Source organism: Bradyrhizobium sp. BR14999 (genome assembly GCF_056106085.1).
Genome location: NZ_CM148536.1, coordinates 5598672 through 5616452 on the forward strand (window position 1 = coordinate 5598672; position 17781 = coordinate 5616452).

At 63.5% G+C, this 17781-nt stretch carries 16 protein-coding genes and 1 pseudogene; 7 read left to right on the plus strand and 10 right to left on the minus strand.

Annotation, left to right across the window (positions count from 1 at the left end; all coding sequences use genetic code 11):
• Positions 1-5: 5 nt before the first annotated feature.
• A complete protein-coding gene (locus ACR9YP_RS26195) occupies positions 6-1208 on the minus strand; it encodes an efflux RND transporter periplasmic adaptor subunit (protein ID WP_474217509.1) in 1203 nt (400 codons plus the stop codon).
• 184 nt (positions 1209-1392) lie between these two features.
• Between ACR9YP_RS26195 and ACR9YP_RS26200 the strand changes: the two genes are divergently transcribed.
• On the plus strand, positions 1393-2097 hold the full coding sequence (locus tag ACR9YP_RS26200) for a TetR/AcrR family transcriptional regulator (RefSeq protein WP_474217510.1): 705 nt from the start codon (positions 1393-1395) through the stop codon (positions 2095-2097).
• 27 nt (positions 2098-2124) lie between these two features.
• Here the strand turns inward: ACR9YP_RS26200 and ACR9YP_RS26205 are convergent, their stop codons facing one another.
• The 6 genes from ACR9YP_RS26205 to ACR9YP_RS26230 form a co-directional block, all read right to left on the minus strand.
• Positions 2125-2541 carry an ASCH domain-containing protein gene (locus ACR9YP_RS26205; protein ID WP_474217511.1) on the minus strand — a complete coding sequence of 139 codons (417 nt, stop codon included), beginning with the start codon at positions 2539-2541 and terminating at the stop codon, positions 2125-2127.
• 67 nt (positions 2542-2608) lie between these two features.
• On the minus strand, positions 2609-3328 hold the full coding sequence (locus ACR9YP_RS26210; RefSeq protein WP_474217512.1) for a haloacid dehalogenase type II: 720 nt from the start codon (positions 3326-3328) through the stop codon (positions 2609-2611).
• A gap of 151 nt (positions 3329-3479) precedes the next feature.
• Entirely contained in the window at positions 3480-4481 is a 1002-nt protein-coding gene (gene glpX, locus ACR9YP_RS26215) for a class II fructose-bisphosphatase (RefSeq protein WP_035703675.1), read from the minus strand.
• A 161-nt stretch (positions 4482-4642) separates the two neighbouring features.
• Positions 4643-5959, minus strand: coding sequence for a homoserine dehydrogenase (locus tag ACR9YP_RS26220; RefSeq protein WP_474217513.1), 1317 nt, complete (start codon positions 5957-5959; stop codon positions 4643-4645).
• Positions 5960-5987: 28 nt separating this feature from the next.
• Positions 5988-7208 (minus strand): LL-diaminopimelate aminotransferase, encoded by a 1221-nt coding sequence (locus ACR9YP_RS26225; protein WP_370987448.1) that lies wholly within the window; start codon positions 7206-7208, stop codon positions 5988-5990.
• Positions 7209-7442: 234 nt separating this feature from the next.
• Positions 7443-7718 (minus strand): hypothetical protein, encoded by a 276-nt coding sequence (locus tag ACR9YP_RS26230; protein WP_091887926.1) that lies wholly within the window; start codon positions 7716-7718, stop codon positions 7443-7445.
• Positions 7719-7972: 254 nt separating this feature from the next.
• Here ACR9YP_RS26230 and ACR9YP_RS26235 point away from each other — a divergent pair, with 254 nt between their 5' ends.
• The 4 genes and pseudogenes from ACR9YP_RS26235 to ACR9YP_RS26250 all read left to right on the plus strand — a co-directional run bounded on the left by ACR9YP_RS26235 (position 7973) and on the right by ACR9YP_RS26250 (position 11651).
• Entirely contained in the window at positions 7973-9793 is a 1821-nt protein-coding gene (locus ACR9YP_RS26235) for a PHA/PHB synthase family protein (protein WP_438108582.1), read from the plus strand.
• A gap of 134 nt (positions 9794-9927) precedes the next feature.
• A complete protein-coding gene (locus ACR9YP_RS26240) occupies positions 9928-10326 on the plus strand; it encodes an MAPEG family protein (protein WP_438108584.1) in 399 nt (132 codons plus the stop codon).
• A gap of 20 nt (positions 10327-10346) precedes the next feature.
• Positions 10347-11212, plus strand: a pseudogene (locus tag ACR9YP_RS26245) (ornithine carbamoyltransferase).
• A gap of 88 nt (positions 11213-11300) precedes the next feature.
• Positions 11301-11651: a hypothetical protein gene (locus ACR9YP_RS26250; protein ID WP_474217514.1), complete on the plus strand. Its 351-nt coding sequence runs from the start codon at positions 11301-11303 to the stop codon at positions 11649-11651.
• 86 nt (positions 11652-11737) lie between these two features.
• Here ACR9YP_RS26250 and argC read toward each other — a convergent pair whose 3' ends face one another.
• The 3 genes from argC to ACR9YP_RS26265 form a co-directional block, all read right to left on the minus strand.
• A complete protein-coding gene (gene argC, locus ACR9YP_RS26255) occupies positions 11738-12721 on the minus strand; it encodes an N-acetyl-gamma-glutamyl-phosphate reductase (protein WP_474217515.1) in 984 nt (327 codons plus the stop codon).
• Complete coding sequence (locus ACR9YP_RS26260) at positions 12718-13383, minus strand: FMN-binding negative transcriptional regulator (protein ID WP_474217516.1); 666 nt, start codon at positions 13381-13383, stop codon at positions 12718-12720. Before ACR9YP_RS26260 ends, argC begins: the two co-directional genes overlap by 4 nt.
• A 226-nt stretch (positions 13384-13609) precedes the next feature.
• Complete coding sequence (locus ACR9YP_RS26265) at positions 13610-14140, minus strand: DedA family protein (RefSeq protein ID WP_091887936.1); 531 nt, start codon at positions 14138-14140, stop codon at positions 13610-13612.
• A gap of 273 nt (positions 14141-14413) precedes the next feature.
• Here ACR9YP_RS26265 and parE point away from each other — a divergent pair, with 273 nt between their 5' ends.
• Positions 14414-16462: a DNA topoisomerase IV subunit B gene (gene parE / locus ACR9YP_RS26270; RefSeq protein ID WP_474217517.1), complete on the plus strand. Its 2049-nt coding sequence runs from the start codon at positions 14414-14416 to the stop codon at positions 16460-16462.
• A gap of 436 nt (positions 16463-16898) precedes the next feature.
• Positions 16899-17675 (plus strand): outer membrane protein, encoded by a 777-nt coding sequence (locus ACR9YP_RS26275; RefSeq protein ID WP_091887940.1) that lies wholly within the window; start codon positions 16899-16901, stop codon positions 17673-17675.
• The last annotated feature ends 106 nt before the right edge of the window (positions 17676-17781 follow it).

Genomic DNA, 17781 nt, shown 5'->3' on the forward strand with positions numbered 1-17781 from the left:
GACGATTACCGCTCGGTTGTGGCGGCCGCGGGCCGCGCATCGGCCTGCCGCGTCGGGCTCACGGTGAGGCCGGTTGCCGGATCGACGGTGACTTCGACGGTCTTGACGGGCGCGCCGGGGCGAGCCTTCTGCGTTCCCTCGACGACGAGGCGATCGCCGGGTCTGGCGCCGGACCGGACGAGCCAGTTGCCGTCGACGTCCTCGCCGAGATCCAGCACCCGCTGCTCGACCTTGCCGTCCTTGTCGACGAACATCGCCACCGCCTGCCCCAACGGATTGCGCGAGACCGCCCGCTGCGGCACCAGGATCGCGGCCGGATCGACGCCGGCGACGACGCGCGCGCGGACATACATGCCGGGCAGCAGCGCGCGCTCCGGATTGGCGAAGATCGCACGCGAGCTAACTGAGCCGGTGCTCTCGTTGACGCTGGCGTCGGTGAAGCCGTACTTGCCCTTGTGGCCGTAAGCCTTGCCGCTCTCCATCAGCAGTTCGACCTGCACGCCGTCGGTTGGGCGCTTGAGCTTTCCGCTGGCGATCTGGTTGCGCAGGCGCTCCATCTCGGAGGTCGACTGGTCGAGATCGACATAGACGGGGTCGAGCTGCTGGATCGTCGTCATCGCGGTCGTCTGGCTCGCCGTGACGAGCGCGCCGGGCGTGATGGTCGACTTCCCGATCCGGCCCGAGATCGACGCGGTGACCTTGGTACGGTCCAGCGAGATCGTGGCAGTGTCGCGGTTGGCCTCGGCGGCCTTCAGGTCGGCTTCGCCCTGCTTGTAGGCGGCAACGGCATCGTCGACGTCCTGCTGGCTGGCGGCATTGGTCTGGAGCAACTGCGTCTTGCGCGCGGCCTTGAGGCGCACGCTGACGAGCGTTGCCTCCGACCTCTGCACCGCAGCCTCGACGCTTGCCAGCGCCGCCTTGTACTGCACCGGGTCGATCTCATAGAGCAGGTCGCCCTCCCTAACCTCGGCGCCCTCCACGAAGTCGCGCTTGAGCAGGATGCCGGTGACCTGCGGCCTGACCTCGGAGACTTGGTAGGCGACGACACGGCCGGGCAGCACCGTCGAAATCTTCGCCTCCTGCGGCTTCAAGGTGACGACGCCGATCTCCGGCACCATCTGAGGGAATGCCGCTTGCTGGCTCTGCTCCCCGCAAGCTGCAAGCAGCAGGGCAAACAACGGAACAGCAGGGGCGATCGGGGGACGCATGATGACGATCCATGGGTGAGTTGCGGCCCTTTGATGGGGGCGCACACGGAAACATTTGGAAACTCTTCAGTTTCCGCCTGGAAACTTGGTAGTTTCCTTCCCCGAAGTCAAGTGCTAGGCTGTGCAGCCCAACTTCATTCAAGCAGTCGTGAAGCGGCGGCTCAGATTTGGCGGCAGGTTTAACATGGCAAGAGAATTCAGCAGGCGCGCTGATGGCAGCGCGCCGTCGGAACGCAACAGGCGAGAGGCCAACCTTCCCGCCCCTGACGCGCGGATGGCGCAATTGCTGGCGGCGGCGAAGGACACCTTCACCAACAAGGGTTTTGCCGCGACGACGATGGACGACATCGCTGGCGCCGTCGGAATGTCGAAGAAGACGCTCTACAAATTGTTCGAGAGCAAGACCGAGCTGTTCCGCGCCATGCTGCTGCGCAGCCTGCCCGAAGCCGATTACGCAGACGCTCCTTTGGAAGGATCACCAACGGACCGGCTTCGAAACACACTTAGGGAAGCCGCAGACGTGGCGCTGTCGCCGGGCGAAATCGCGCTGCAGCGCCTGATCATCGGCGAACGTCAGGCCTCGCCTGCGCTGGGGCGCATGTTCGCTGAGGTCATCATGGAGTCGGGCACGGAGCATATCGTCGACCTGCTCAAGTCGGTTCGCCTGGAGCCTCGTTTCGAGGGCGTGCCGCTCCGCCTCATCGCCGAAATGCTGTTCGGCATGGTGTTCGGCCACGATCATTTCAGGCTGCTGACCGATACCGGATTCAAGCTCAACCGCCGCGTCCTGGACCGGCGGATCGATCTTGCGATTGCGACGTTCTGTGCGCCTGAGGATCGGACCGGCGAACCGCATGCCCAAATCGCACCCACGGTGTCACCGCGCTGAGCCTTGCAGCGGCGTCGACTGCCCAAGCTATGAATCCTGGCGTGGAATGTCGCCAAAGACCTCGACGAGGCGAAAGCGCTCGCACATCAGCATCATGTCGTCGCTATATCGTCCAAGCCTACCGAAATACGCCTGATGGGCGCGGCGCCAATAGGCCAGGCTCCGGTCACCTTCACCCTCATCATATGCAAAGGCTGCGTCGACCTCATTGAAGCGCCGATATGTTACGTCGATGGATTCGATGACGCAGCGCGCCTCTCCTCGCCCGTCGAGCACGACCCAGCGCTCACCGGGCGTGGACGTGTTCGGCTCGTCTTCGGTGCTGCACGTCGCGGTCTTGATGCCCTTGATGACGAGTTCGATCAATTCATCTGCGAGTGCGGGGCTGTCCCCGAACGCAAACGTCCGGAGGTTCCGATAGCGCTCGGGAATCGGTTTGCTCATAGGTCTTCAGGCCTTCACGTCCCCTCGTCGTGCGCAAGCAGACTTTACTGGGTCATGAAGACACGGCCTAACAGCCCAGCCTGTCGGCGATGCCGCCAAAATCCTTGGCGACGATGTCCCAATTGCCGGTCGCTTCGAAATCGACCTTCTGAAGCGGACCGTATTCGGTCGGCCGCGCCACGAAGGCGGTCTTCAGCCTGTTCTTCTGGGCGGCCGCGAGATCGCCGTTGTGGGCGGCGACCATCATCACCTCTTCCGGCTTGAGACAAAGCAGGCGCGCGGCACCGAGATAGGTCTCGGGATCGGGCTTGTAGTGCTCGAACAGCTCGGCCGACATGATGAGGTCCCACGGGAGCCCTGCAAACTTCGCCATGTTGGTGAGCAGCGCGACATTGCCGTTCGACAGCGGCGAGATCACGAATTTCGATTTGAGCCGCGTGAGGCCGGCGACGCTATCGGGCCAGGGATTGAGACGATGCCAGCCTTTGGTGAGATAGTCGAGATCGGCTTCGGTGAGACCCTTGATCGAGAATCGATCGACCAGCTTTTCCAGCGAGCGGCGGTGCAGATCATCTAACATGACATAGCCGCGCTCGGGATGTTTCCGTACGTCGTCCATCGAGGCCATGTACATGCCGCGCCAGCCGTCGACCAAAGCGGTCCAGTCGGCGCCGATGCCGCGCTGCTTGCTCCACCACATGAAGTCGGTGATGAGGCTAGTGCGCCAGTCGACCACGGTGCCGAACACGTCGAAGACGAGGGCTTTGACGGCGGAGAGATCGGACATGGGCGCTTCCCGTGATGATTCTTCTTGTCATTCCGGGGCGCGCGGAGCGTGAACCCGGAATCCATTTCACCTCAGACTCTGTCGCTCGATGGATTCCGGGCTCTCCGGGCCGCGCGTTGCGCGGTCCCGTCGCCCGGAATGACAGGGAGCATCAATCCAAATGGAACTTCGCCAGCTCGCGGTGCTCGGCCTTGATGTAGCGCACGGTGCCGGTGACCGAGCGCATCACCACCGTCTCGGTTTCAATCACGCCATCCTTGCGGAACTTGACGCCCGACAGCAGCGAGCCCGTGGTGACGCCGGTGGCCGCGAACAGGCAGTCGCCGCGCGCCATGTCCTCGATGCCGTAGATCATCTTGGGATCGTTGACACCCATCTTGGCGGCGCGCTCGCGCTTCTCCTCGGAGTCGAGGATCAGGCGGCACTGCATCTGGCCACCGATGCAGCGCAGCGCCACGGCGGCGAGCACGCCTTCCGGCGCACCGCCGGTGCCGAGATACATGTCGACGCCGGTGTTGTCGGGGTCGGCGCAGTGGATCACGCCGGCGACGTCGCCGTCGGTGATGAGGCGCACGGCCGCGCCGGTCGAGCGCACGCTCGCGATGATGTCGGCATGGCGCGGACGGTCGAGCACGAGAACGGTGATGCCTTCCGGCTTGACGCCCTTGGCCTTGGCGAGGCGGCGGACGTTGTCGGCGGGCGAGGCATCGAGATCGACGACGCCCTTGTCGTAGCCCGGTCCGATCGCGAGCTTCTGCATGTAGACGTCGGGGGCGTGCAGCAGGGTGCCGCCATCGGCCATCGCCATGGTCGCGATCGCACCCGGCATGTTCTTGGCGCAAAGCGTGGTGCCTTCGAGCGGATCGACCGCGATATCGACCTGAGGACCGGCATTCATGCCGACCTTCTCACCGATGAAGAGCATCGGCGCCTCGTCGCGCTCGCCTTCGCCGATCACGATGGTGCCTTCGATCGGGAGCTTGTTGAGCTCGCGGCGCATGGCGTCCACAGCGGCCTGATCAGCCTGCTTCTCGTTGCCATGCCCGCGCAGTCGCGCCGACGACACCGCCGCCCGCTCCGTCACCCGCACGATCTCCAGCGTGAGAATGCGCTCGAGCAACGCTTGCGGCGGGACTGAAATATGGGTCGACATTGGCTCACTCCTTTAAAACGGCTCGGCGGACACCTCTGTCCGCGTCAACTCGCAACGCCCACGGTTCGTTCGAACCGTCCTCTTCGATTGAGCATGATCTCTTTTCCGGAAAACCGCCACATGCGTTGCGCTAACGCGGCCTTCCGGGTCCGGATCATGCTCTAGTTCTTCTCGATCCGGATCACCTGCGGCCGTCCACTGATTACCTTGTCGTGCTGAACGGCGGCGAGCGCGCGGCGCACCGCGTCTTCATGGGTCGCATAGGTGATCAGGATGACGGGCACGGGCACCGCCTTGCCGTCGCTGGGCGCAGCGCCGCCATTGGGATGACGCTGCACGATCGACTCGATCGAAATCTTCTGTTCTGCAAGCCGGGTCGCGATCGCGGCCGCTGTACCCGGGAAATCGCGCGCGAGCAGGCGGATGTAATAGCCGCCCTCATGCCGCTCCATCGGCGCTTTCTTGGTGTCGTGCAGTTGCGCGATGGGCCGGCCGAACGGATTGGCGCGGATGCCGCGCGCAACATCGGCGATGTCGGCGACCACGGCGGACGCGGTCGCGGCACCGCCTGCGCCGGGGCCGACCAGCGTGATCGGCGGAATCCCCTCGCCGTCGATCGTGACTGCATTGGTGACACCCATCACCTGCGCGATCGAGGAGGATTTTGGCACCATGGTCGGATGCACGCGCTGTTCGATGCCCTTGGCGGTGCGAACCGCAACGCCGAGGAGCTTGACGCGGTAACCGAGATCGGCCGCCGCACGAAGATCTTCCGGCGCGATGGATGAGATGCCTTCGACATACACTGCGCTTTGAGCAACTTTTGTGCCGAAAGCGAGGCTGGCGAGAATGGCGAGTTTTTGCGCGGTGTCGTGGCCGTCGACGTCGAAGGACGGATCGGCCTCGGCATAGCCGAGCCGCTGCGCGTCCTTCAGGCATTCGGCAAAGGACAGCCCCTCCTGCTCCATCCGGGTCAGGATGTAGTTGCAGGTGCCGTTGAGGATGCCATAGACGCGGTTGATGCCGGTTCCGGCAAGACCTTCACGTAACGTCTTGATGACAGGGATCGCGGCGCCGACCGCTGCCTCGAAATTCAGCGCGCCGCCGTGCTTTTCAGCCGCCTTGGCGAGCTTGAGGCCGTGCTTGGCGAGCAGCGCCTTGTTGGCGGTGACAACGGACTTGCCGGCATTGAGCGCGGTTTCCACCGCCGACAGCGCGGGATCACCGGCACCGCCCATCAACTCGACGAAGCAATCGACCTCGGGATGGGTGGCAAGGGCCATCGGATCCTTCGCCCATTCGACGCCGCGCAGGTCGACGCCGCGCTTTTTCGCCTTCGACCGCGCGGTGACGGCAACGACGCGGATGCCGCGGCCGCTGCGCCCCGTGAGCACGCGCGCTTGCGTTTCGATCAAACGGACAACTTCGGCACCCACGGTGCCGAGCCCCGCTATGCCCACTTTCAGGGGTGCGACCATGATACTTCAGAAAACCTGCAGAAGAGAACTAGCGCCGATTGGCGAGCGGAACGATGTTGTGCAACGTTTCGATGCCGCTTTCAAGGAAGCGGCGCACGCCGCGCGCGGCCTGCCTGATCCGTTGCTCGTTTTCCACCATGGCGATGCGGACATATCCTTCACCATACTCGCCGAAGCCGACGCCGGGCGACACCGCGACGCCGGATTTCTCCACCATCAGGGTCGCGAATTGCATGCTGCCGACGCTGCGGAAGGCCTCCGGCAGCGGCACCCAAGCGAACATCGAGGCCTCCGGTGGCGGAATCTCCCAGCCGGCGCGGCCGAACGATTCCACCAGCGCGTCGCGGCGCTTGCGGTAGGTGTCGCGCATCTCCTTGATGCAATCGTCGGGTCCATTCAGCGCCGCGGTCGCGGCGACCTGCACTGGCGTGAACGCGCCGTAGTCGAGATAGGATTTGACGCGGGCGAGTGCCGCGATCAGGCGCTCATTGCCCACCGCAAAGCCCATGCGCCAGCCGGCCATGGAATAGGTCTTCGACATCGAGGTGAACTCGACGGTGACGTCCATCGCGCCGGGCACCTGGAGCACCGAGGGCGGCGGGCTATTCTCGTCGAAATAAACCTCGGCATAAGCGAGATCGGACAGGATCAGGATTTCGTGCTTCTTCGCGAAGGCGACGAGATCCTTGTAGAAGTCGAGGCTCGCGACATAGGCGGTCGGGTTCGAGGGATAGCAGACGACGAGCGCCAGCGGCTTGGGGATCGAATGGATGATCGCCCGCTCCGCCGCCTCGAAGAATTGCGGCGTCGGCTCCGAAGGTACCGAGCGGATCACGCCGCCCGCCATCAAAAAGCCGAACGCGTGAATCGGATAGCTCGGGTTCGGACAGAGGATGACATCGCCCGGCGCGGTGATGGCCTGCGCCACGTTGGCAAAGCCCTCCTTCGAGCCCAGCGTCGCTACGACCTGGGTGTCCGGGTTGAGCTTCACGCCGAAGCGGCGGTCATAATAGGCGGCCTGGGCCCGGCGCAGCCCCGGGATGCCGCGGGAGGCCGAGTAGCGATCGGTGCGAGGCTTGCCGAGCGTCTCCTTGAGCTTCTCGAGCACATGCGGCGGGGCCGGCAGGTCCGGATTGCCCATGCCGAGGTCGATGATGTCGGCGCCGGCATTCCGCGCGGCCGCCTTGGCCCGGTTGACCTGTTCGAACACGTAAGGCGGCAGGCGGCGGATGCGGTAAAATTCTTCCATGGCTCTCTGGGCTCCGGGCAGCCGGTCAGGACAGAATCGACAGGCCACAACGGCCGTTCGGAAACGCGCCCAGCCCCTCGCGAAAACTACTCAAAATCAAATACTTAGAGCAATCATCGACAATGGCGACTGAAGTCGTTCGCCCTGACTCTCGGCTGAACTGAGGTCTTTTAGCACGGCAAGACGGGGGCGCCAGCGATTACCTTGCACCGTCTCACTTGCTCACTTGGCTGCTCACTTGGCGTCCTTGGCGGCCACGGCCTGACGATCGCGCGCCGCGGCGAGCTCAGCCTCGATCTTGGCGCGCTGGTCCGGCGGGATGGTCGCCTGATCGCGATCCGGCGGCAGATCATGCACCGGCAGATAGCTGCCGGGCTCCTTGGGATGCGCCTGCGCATCCGCAGGTGTCATATCCGCAAGCTGGCTCGAGCAGCCGCCGAGGGCGAGCGCCGCGATCAACAGCGCGCCGCGGATCGGCAGCGTCTTTTGCAGGTCCCATAACGCCAACACTTGGGAAATCCCCTACTCGTCCCAAAGCACGGCCCCGGGCAAACCTTACCCAAGACCGCGCCCAAGCTCAAACCATTGCTGCCCAAATGGTGTGAGCGAGAAAATAGCCCGGCACTACCAAGCCGAGCGGTGCGGCTCGATTGTGACGAAACCAAGAAAATTTGTCGCACTGCAGCACATCTTCGAGAGTGTTTAACGCCAAAGATGCGAGCTTCGCGGTGACGAATACGGAATGAATCGTTACTGTTCTGCGCATGAGTACCATCACAACCGACACGCCCAAATCCGGCAACACGTTCGAGACGAAGTTCGATGCCGAAGCCTTCGCGATGAATGTCGCGCGAGCGATGGAGAGTGGTGGCAAGGCGCTCGCTGCCTATCTCAAACCGCGCGAAAGCGGCGAGGTGCAGGATCGCCCGCCGGCCGAGCTTGCCGAGGTCGTCAAGACCTTCACCTCGGTCGCCGAATACTGGCTGTCGGACACGTCCCGCTCCTCCGATCTCCAGACCAAGCTCGCCAAGGATTATCTCGACCTCTGGGGCTCTGCCGTCCGCCGCATGGCTGGCCAGGACGCTCCGCCCGCGATCGCGCCTTCGCCGCGCGACAAGCGCTTTGCCGATCCGGAATGGAAGTCGAACCAGTTCTTCGATTTCGTGATGCAGCTCTATCTGCTCACGACCAAATGGGCGCAGGAACTGGTGCGCGACGCCGAAGGGCTCGATCCGCACACACGCCGCAAGGCCGAGTTCTACGTCCAGCAGGTCACCAACGCGCTGTCGCCATCGAACTTCGTGCTGACCAATCCGGAGGTGTTGCGCGAGACGGTGGCCAGCAGCGGCGACAACCTCGCGCGCGGCCTCAAGATGCTCGCCGAGGACATCGCGGCCGGCAAGGGCATGCTGAAGATCCGCCAATCCAATCCGGACAATCTCGTCGTCGGCGTCAACATGGCGACGACGCCGGGCAAGGTGATCTACCAGAACGAGATGATGCAGCTGATCCAGTATTCGCCGACCACGGAGAAGGTGCTGCGCACCCCGCTCCTGATCGTGCCGCCCTGGATCAACAAGTTCTACATCCTCGATCTCAAGCCGGAGAAATCCTACATCAAGTGGTGCGTCGATCAGGGCATCACCGTGTTCGTGATCTCATGGGTCAATCCCGACAAGCGGCTCGGCAACAAGGGCTGGGAAGACTACATGAAGGAAGGTCCGCTCACGGCGATGGACGTGATCGAGAGGGTCACTGGCGAGATGAAGGTGCACACCGCCGGCTATTGCGTCGGCGGCACGATGCTCGCGACCACGCTGGCCTGGCTCGCCGAGAAACGCCGCCAGCGCGTTGCATCGGCGACGTTCTTCGCCGCCCAGGTCGATTTCACCCATGCCGGCGATCTCCTCGTGTTCGTCGACGAGGAGCAGATCGCAGCCCTCGAGCATGACATGAAGACGGCCGGCGTGCTCGAAGGCTCGAAGATGGCGATGGCCTTCAACATGCTGCGCTCCAACGATTTGATCTGGTCCTACGTCGTCAGCAACTATTTGAAGGGCCAGCAGCCGAGCGCGTTCGACCTGTTGCACTGGAATTCCGATGCGACGCGCATGACCCAGGCGAACCATTCCTATTATTTGCGCAACTGCTATCTGGAGAACCGGCTGTCGACCGGCACGATGGTGCTCGACAACACCCTGCTCGATCTCTCCAAGGTCAAGGTCCCGGTCTACAACCTCGCCACCCGCGAAGACCACATCGCGCCGGCGGAATCGGTGCTGTACGGCTCGCAGTTCTTCGGGGGCCCGGTGAAATATGTGCTGTCGGGCTCCGGCCACATCGCCGGCGTGGTCAATCCGCCGGCCTCGAACAAATATCAGTACTGGACCAACGACAACATCAAGGACGTCAACGTCGCGCAATGGATGAAGGGCGCCGTCGAGCACAAGGGCTCGTGGTGGCCGGACTGGCGGCAATGGCTGGGTGCACTCGATCCGGAGGAGGTCCCGGCGCGCGCGGCCGGCAGTGACGCCCTGCCTCCGATCGAAGACGCGCCCGGCAGCTATGTCACGGTCCGCGCATAGCGCATGATCCGGAAAAGTGCGAAGCGGTTTCCGAAAGCATCATGCGCAAACAAGGCTTCCATGCGCATGGCGCAATCTTGCGCGCTTTCGTATAGACTCGCTCTCACCACCGTGACGACAGAGGGGACCGGACTATGACGCGCGAATTGTTCTGGCTGACACTGACGGTGATCCTGACCGGCATCCTCTGGATCCCCTACATCATCAACCGCTGCCAGGTCCGCGGTCTTTCCGGGGCCATGGCCAATCCCTCGCGCAGCGACAAGCCGCAGGCCGAATGGGCCACCCGGCTGATGTTCGCGCACGACAACGCGGTCGAGAATCTCGTGATCTTCGCGCCACTGGTGCTGATCCTGAATGCGATCGACTATTCCACCAAATGGACCGTGCTCGCCTGCGCCGTCTATTTCTGGTCCCGCGTCGCGCATCTGATCGTCTACGCGATCGGGATCCCGGTGTTCCGCACGCTCGCCTTCACCGTCGGCTTCTTCGCCCAAGCCGTGCTGGCGCTGGCGATCTTTAGGGCGCTTTGAGCACGTGATGGCTCGTAGTAATGGACAACGAAGCCGCCCGGGATTTTCTTGAATTCCACGACCTCGGCGCGGAAGCGATCCTGTCCATCATCGACCGCGCGCAGGTGCTCGCGGCGGCATGGAACGACCGCGCCATGCCTCAGCGCCTCGCCGGCAAGCGCGTGGCGCTGATCGCCGACGACAGCGGCTGGCGGAATACGACCGCCTTCGAGCTCGGCGTGAAGGCCATGGGAGCATCTGTGTAAGCGCGCCAGTCAGATTCAACACCGGCGAGGCGACGGCCGATCTCGCCAAATATCTCGACAACTGGTTCGATGTCCTGATCGTGCGCACCAGGGAGCTGTTGGCTCTGCGAGAGCTCGCGTCCCACGCCGATGCGCCGGTCGTCAATGCGCGAACGCGATCGAACCACCCTTGCGAAACGCTCGGCGATCTCGCCTATGTCAGGAGCAGGAGGGCGAGCCTGGACGGACTGAAAGTCGTCGGCGTGGCTCCGGCCGCGAACATCCTGAGGTCATGGGCCGAAGCCTCCATCGCGCTGCCACTCCGGGTGACCCAGATCTGTCCGGAAGACCGCCATATCAAGGACGTCGCGGCTCCGAACTTCACCGCCAGCACCAGCCTGGATGCGTTGTTCGATGCGGACGTGATCGTCACGGATTGCTGGCCTGACGACGCACGTGCGGATCAACTCCTTGAGTACCAGATATCGGGATCGCTGCTCGACAAATGCCGTCCCGACGTCATTTTTCTGCCCTGCCCGCCAGTCACGCGAGGCCGTGAGGTTAACCTTGATGCGATGTCGCATCGCGCCTGCCAGAGCCCAACCGCAAAGGCCTATCTCCTGCACGCGCAGAACGCATTGCTTGAATGGATCGTCGGCTAGCGGGCATCCGGCGACAACGGCCAAACTGTACGCGTTGGCCCTCCGGGGATATGATCGCCACGGCGGTCCACCAGAATGGGGAATCCCGATGCGGCCCCTTTTGCCAATCATGACGATGATCTTGCTTGCCGGATCTGGCGGCGCAGCCAACGCACAGGCGCAATGCCCCGAACTGACGCGCCTGCGCGGTGAGGCCATCGAGGCCACAAAGCCGATGAACCGTGGATTGATGCCGGGCCGCTGTGACGCCTACATCCGCGCATCGCTCGCCTGGAGCTCCCTGCGCGCCTACGCGCGAGACCATCAGGAGGCGTGTGACATCTCCAGCCGCTCGCTGGGTGACATCGAAAAGTCTCACCACGACGCGGTGGTGGCACGCGACAATGTCTGCGCCGGCCGCCCCGTTCGGCCGTTTCCGGCGGACGTGATCCTGCGCTGAAGCGACGAAGCAATCCAGACCGCTTCCGCGCGGACATTTCTGGATTGCTTCGCTTCGCTCGCAATGACGGTGGATAGGTTCGTGCCCTACTCCTCCGGCAATCCCAGCATCAGCCGCATGTTCTGCACGGCTGCGCCCGAGGCGCCCTTGCCGAGATTGTCGAGCCGGGCGACCAGCACGGCCTGGTGATATTTGTCGCTGGCGAAGACGTAGAGTTCGAGCATGTTGGTTTCGTTGAGCGCCTCCGGCTCGAGCCGGCCGCCCTTGGTCGCCTCGTTCTGGAGCGGCATCACCTTGACATATTTCGAGCCGGTGTAGCGCTTGGCGAGCGCGGCCTGGAGATCGGATCCGCTGGGCTTGCCCGGCAGCGTGTCGAGCTGGAGCGGTATCGAGACCAGCATGCCCTGACGGTAATTGCCAACCGAGGGAATGAAGATCGGCCGCCGCGTCAGGTTCGAGTAGAGCTGCATCTCAGGCAGATGCTTGTGCTCGAAGCCGAGACCGTAGAGCTCGAAGGACGGCGCGCTGCCGTCTTCGAAGCTCGCGATCATCGACTTGCCGCCGCCGGAATAGCCGCTCACCGCATTGACGGTGACGGGATAATCCTGCGGCAGCAGGCCGGCATCGACGATCGGCCGCAATAGCGCGATCGCGCCGGTCGGATAGCAGCCGGGATTGGAGACCTTTTTCGCGGCCTTGATCTTGCCGGCCTGATCCGGCGTCAGCTCGGGGAAGCCATAGGCCCAGTCCGGCGCGACCCGGTAGGCGGTGGAGGCGTCCAGCACCTTCGGCGCGGAGGCGCCCATGCTGTCGACGAGAGCGACCGTCTCCCTGGCGGCATCGTCGGGCAGGCAGAGGATGACGAGATCCACCTCCTCCATCAGCGCTTTCTTGGCCGCGGGGTCCTTGCGCTTGTCGTCGGCGATGGTCTTCACCGCAACGTCGCCCTGAAGCTTCAGCCGCTCGTTGATGCCGAGCCCGGTGGTGCCGGAGCCGCCGTCGACGAAGACGGTTGCGGGCTTCTTCGCCGCACTGGAGGTCGGGGCTTTGGTGGTGTCAGCGAGGCTCATGGCGCGCTCCCTTCGAGCATGTTCGTATCGTTTGCAAAAGCTTGCGGCCGGGCCTGCCGCATCAAATGTGCGATCTGCTTCGCATCGGCATCGTCGGCGCCAAGCGCGTTGGCGATCGCCGTATAGTCGGCGTCCGATTTGTGCTGGTTCAGCTTGAAGCTGCCTTCGACCTCCTCAACCGTCATCACCAGACCCACGATCGCCTTCTTCATTGTCTCGAGCCGGCCCGCCGTCATCTTGCCTGATGTCCAGGGCTTTTTCGGCAGCAGCCGAGTCTCGAACTTGTCGCTGAGCGTGTCGATCTGCAGCGCCAGTTCGTCGTCCGATAGCAGCCACACCGGCCCGCTCAGATGCACCGACTGGTAGAGCCAGGTCGGCACCTGATCGGGCGAGACGTACCAGTCCGGCGATACATAGGCATCGGGACCATTGACCGCGAGCAGCCAGGACGCATCACCGCCCGCAAGCTTTAGCAGCGGATTGTGACGGGCTACATGGAAGGCGGCCTGCGGCGTGCCGTCAGCGGCGTAGGTCAGATAGAACGGCAGCGGGGACGCGACCGGCTTGTGGCCATCGAAGGCGCACATGGTGCCGAAGCCGCGCTCCTCGGCGAATTTCAGGCTCGCGGCGCGGTCCTGCTTGAAAAAGGGTGGCGTGTACATCGTGGTCTCCTGCTGGGCCTCCTTGGGAAGCCGCCGGATCAGATCGCGCTGACAGGAGAGAAAATGCCGCGGACCGGATCCAGCGGCAAAGACGATGATCTCAAACGCGATCGACCGCCCAAACCGCTAAAGAGCGGCGGCGGCGACGGGCGAACAGGATGGTCGCGGCGTTGATCATGGCGCGCGGCTATAAGGCCAGATCCGGTTCCCGTCAAGGTTCACGGTCTCAGAGGAGACGCCAGATCCATTCCATCAGCTTTGCGATCACGTCGCCGAACAGCAGCAGTGCCGCGGACCAGACCAGTGCCGAGACGAAATTGGCGACCTGGAAGCTCCAATAGGGCATCTCGAAGATGCCGGCTGCGAGCGGCACCGAGGCGCGCAAGGGGCCGAAAAAGCGGCCGATGAAGATGCTGGGCACACCCCAGCTCCGCACGAAGACCTCGCCCTTGGGCAGGAGTTCCGGATAGCGCGAGAGCGGCCACATCTGGGCGACGCTCTCCTTGTAACGGTAGCCGAACCAGTAGGAGACCCAGTCACCCAGCGCCGCGCCAAGGCCGCCAGCGATCCAGACCGGAAAGAAGCTGATGCCGCTCACCCCGATCAGCGCACCAATCCCCACCAGCGCGCCCCAGGCCGGAACCAGCAGCGAGATGAAGGCAAGCGACTCCCCGAAGGCGAGCAGGAACACGATCGGCGCCGCCCAAGCCTGGTGAGCGCGCACGAAGTCGGCAAGGGCGTGCGCAAACTGCTCCATTCCAGATTAGCCTTCCGCCCTGTCTCAAGGTGCTGCTCGATGAAAAGGACTGGTAAGCCAAGGGCTTGTGTGACATCAAGTCACAAAGCCCGGTTAGGGATGGGTCCGGACGTCAAATTGCCGGGACTTGGCGGGTCTGCGGCGTAAAATCGCCGAGATTGGCAACCAACCACACGGCCCGACAGGCCCAGCTGTAACCTTTCCGAGTCAGAAGTGGCATAGTCGGCCTAACCAATTCGCCGCTCCTGCGGCCCTCAAAACGTATCAAGAAATATGTCCAAGCAGTTGAAAACCAAAGCGAAAGACGATCTGTTCGGCGCCGACGGGCCAAGGTCCCGCGCGCCCGCCGCCAAGACGGCCTCGCGCGGAAGCGGCGGGGAAGCCGACTACACGGCGGCCGACATCGAGGTGCTCGAGGGCCTGGAACCGGTGCGGCGCCGACCCGGCATGTATATCGGCGGCACCGATGAGAAGGCGCTGCATCACCTCTTCGCCGAAGTCATCGACAACTCCATGGACGAGGCGCTGGCTGGGCACGCGACCTTCATCGAGGTCGATCTGAGCGCGGACGGGTTCCTGACCGTGACCGACAACGGCCGCGGCATCCCGGTCGATCCGCATCCGAAATTCCCGAAGAAGTCGGCGCTCGAAGTCATCATGTGCACGCTGCATTCGGGCGGCAAGTTCGACTCCAAGGTCTACGAGACCTCGGGCGGTCTGCACGGCGTCGGCATCTCCGTGGTGAACGCCCTCTCCTCGCGCCTCGAGGTCGAGGTCGCGCGCAGCCAAAAGCTCTACCGCATGACGTTCGAGCGCGGGCACCCCAAGGGCAAGCTCGAGGATCTCGGCAAGGTCAACAACCGCCGCGGCACGCGCGTGCGCTTCAAGCCCGATACCGACATTTTCGGCGCCAAGGCCTCGTTCAAGCCGCAGCGCCTGTTCAAGATGACGCGCTCGAAGGCGTATCTGTTCGGCGGCGTCGAAATCCGCTGGAACTGCGCGCCCGAGCTACTCAAGGGCGTCGAGGACGTGCCGGCGGAGGCGACGTTCCACTTCCCCGGCGGTCTCAAGGATTATCTCGCTGCGGCGATCCACGCCGACACGCTCGTGCATCCCGACATCTTCTCCGGAAAATCCGGCCGTAACGGTGCCCATGGCGCCTGCGAATGGGCGGTGGCGTGGACCGCCGATGCCGACGGTTTTCTCTCCTCCTACACCAACACCGTGCCGACGCCCGATGGAGGCACACATGAATCGGGTTTGCGCAGCGCGCTGCTGCGCGGCCTGAAGGATCACGCCGAGCGCGTCGGTCAGGGCAAGCGCGCGGCGTCCGTCACCTCCGAAGACGTGATGGTCGGCGCCGCCGTGATGCTCTCGGTGTTCGTGCGCGAGCCTGAATTCCAGGGCCAGACCAAGGACCGCCTCGCCACGGCAGAAGCGCAGCGCATCGTCGAACAGGCGATGAAGGATCCGTTCGACCATTGGCTGTCGGGCAATCCGAACATGGCCAACAGGCTGCTCGACTTCGTGATCGATCGCGCCGAGGAGCGGTTGCGCCGGCGCCAGGAAAAGGAGACCGCGCGCAAGACTGCGGGCAAGAAGCTGCGTCTGCCTGGCAAGCTCGCCGACTGCACCGATGCCGGCACCGAAGGCTCCGAGCTCTTCATCGTCGAGGGCGACTCGGCCGGCGGTAGCGCCAAGCAGGCGCGCGATCGCAAGACCCAGGCCGTGCTGCCGTTGCGCGGCAAGATCCTCAACGTCGCCTCCGCCGGCAAGGACAAGCTGACGGCGAATGCCCAGCTCTCCGATCTCGTGCAGGCGATCGGCTGCGGCCAGCTCTTGCATTATCGCGAAGAGGATTTGCGCTACCAGCGCATCATCATCATGACCGACGCCGACGTCGACGGCGCGCATATCGCTTCGCTGCTGATCACTTTCTTCTACCGGCAGATGCCGCGGCTGATCGACGAAGGGCACCTCTTCCTCGCGGTGCCGCCGCTCTACAAGCTGACCCACGGCACCAAATCGGTCTATGCCCGCGACGACAAGCACAAGGAAGAGCTGATCAAGAGCGCGTTCAACGCCAACGCCAAGGTCGAGGTGAACCGCTTCAAAGGCCTCGGCGAGATGATGCCGGCGCAGCTCAAGGAAACCACCATGGATCCGGGCAAGCGGACGCTGCTCAAGGTGGTGCTGCTTGCCGACGATCGCGACACCACGGCGGATTCGGTGGAACGCCTGATGGGCACCAAGGCCGAGGCGCGCTTCGCGTTCATCTCGGACAAGGCCGAGTTTGCCAGCGAGGAACTGCTGGACGTCTGACCCGCCAGCCTCACGCTGCCGCGTCCCATCAAGAGCCCCGGTTTGACCGCCGGGGCTCTTTCGTTTGTGAGGACGACCTTGCCGGTGGTCCGCCAGGTCGCGGTTGATTCCCGCCCTTCGCGCTGCGACTCGGCCAACGACTCACGGGAACCAAAGCTGAGGCAGGATTGCCTCCATTCCGGACGAAGCAGATTTCGTTAACGAGAGGTTGCCAGACTCCAAGTTTACACCACCAGCATCCAACTCATTGATAGAATGTAGTTATTTTATGAAATAGCCCTCTCAAATCAGATCTCTGCCGATAGGCGTTTTCCGGCGAGTGTGCCTGCCCAGCAACAGCATTTCGGCAGGAAACGTCTATAGTCCGGGTATCAGATCACACGAACTTACAGCGCGCTCGCGCCGGCTACGATAGACCAAGGTTGGGGATTTTAACATGAAGAAGACTTTGCTCGCTCTGACCGCGGTTGCGGCAATGACCGGTTCGGCCTCGGCCGCTGACCTTGCTGCCCGTCCCTACGTGAAGGCTCCGGTGCCCGCGCCGGTCGCCAATTGGACCGGCTTCTACATCTTCGGTGGCGCCGGCGGCGGCGTCTGGGATGCGGACTCCCACACCAACTTCGTTGGCGTTCCCGTGACGATCGATCAGCGTGTCGGCGGCGATGGCTGGTTTGGAACGGTCGGTGCCGGCTACGACTGGCAGTTCTCCGGTACCTGGGTGGCTGGCGTGTTCGCCGATGGTCAGTTCGGCAGCCTGCGCGGCAGCATCAACGATGAGTTTGCTGCGCTGACCGGCCGCATCAAGATGCAGGACGCTTGGGCTGCGGGTGTTCGCCTCGGCTATCTGGTTGCTCCGAATGTTCTCTCCTACGTCAATGGCGGTTACACTGGATCGCACTGGTCGGGCGCTGGCTTGACGAATCTCGCCGGGACGGCTTCGGGCTTCCACACCGACTCGTTCAACCGCAATGGCTGGTTCGTCGGCGGTGGCGTCGAGAACAATCTGAACATTTTCGGCATCACGGCGCCGGGCTGGTTCATGAAGACCGAATATCGTGCTGCCTACTACGATCGTAAGGACATTGCCGTCCGCACCGACGTCGGCAACCTCGTGACCACCGACTCCATCAGCTTCAAGCCCTTGGTGCAGACCATCAGCACCTCGCTGGTCTACCGCTTCAACTGGACCGGTCCGGTCGTCGCGAAGTACTGATCTGACCTCCCGTTCAGACGTCAAAGCCCCGGCATCGTCCGGGGCTTTTTCGTTGTGGGCCTGTCAACGGCCGACGCACGCCTCAGTGAGGTGTATCGACGAGGCC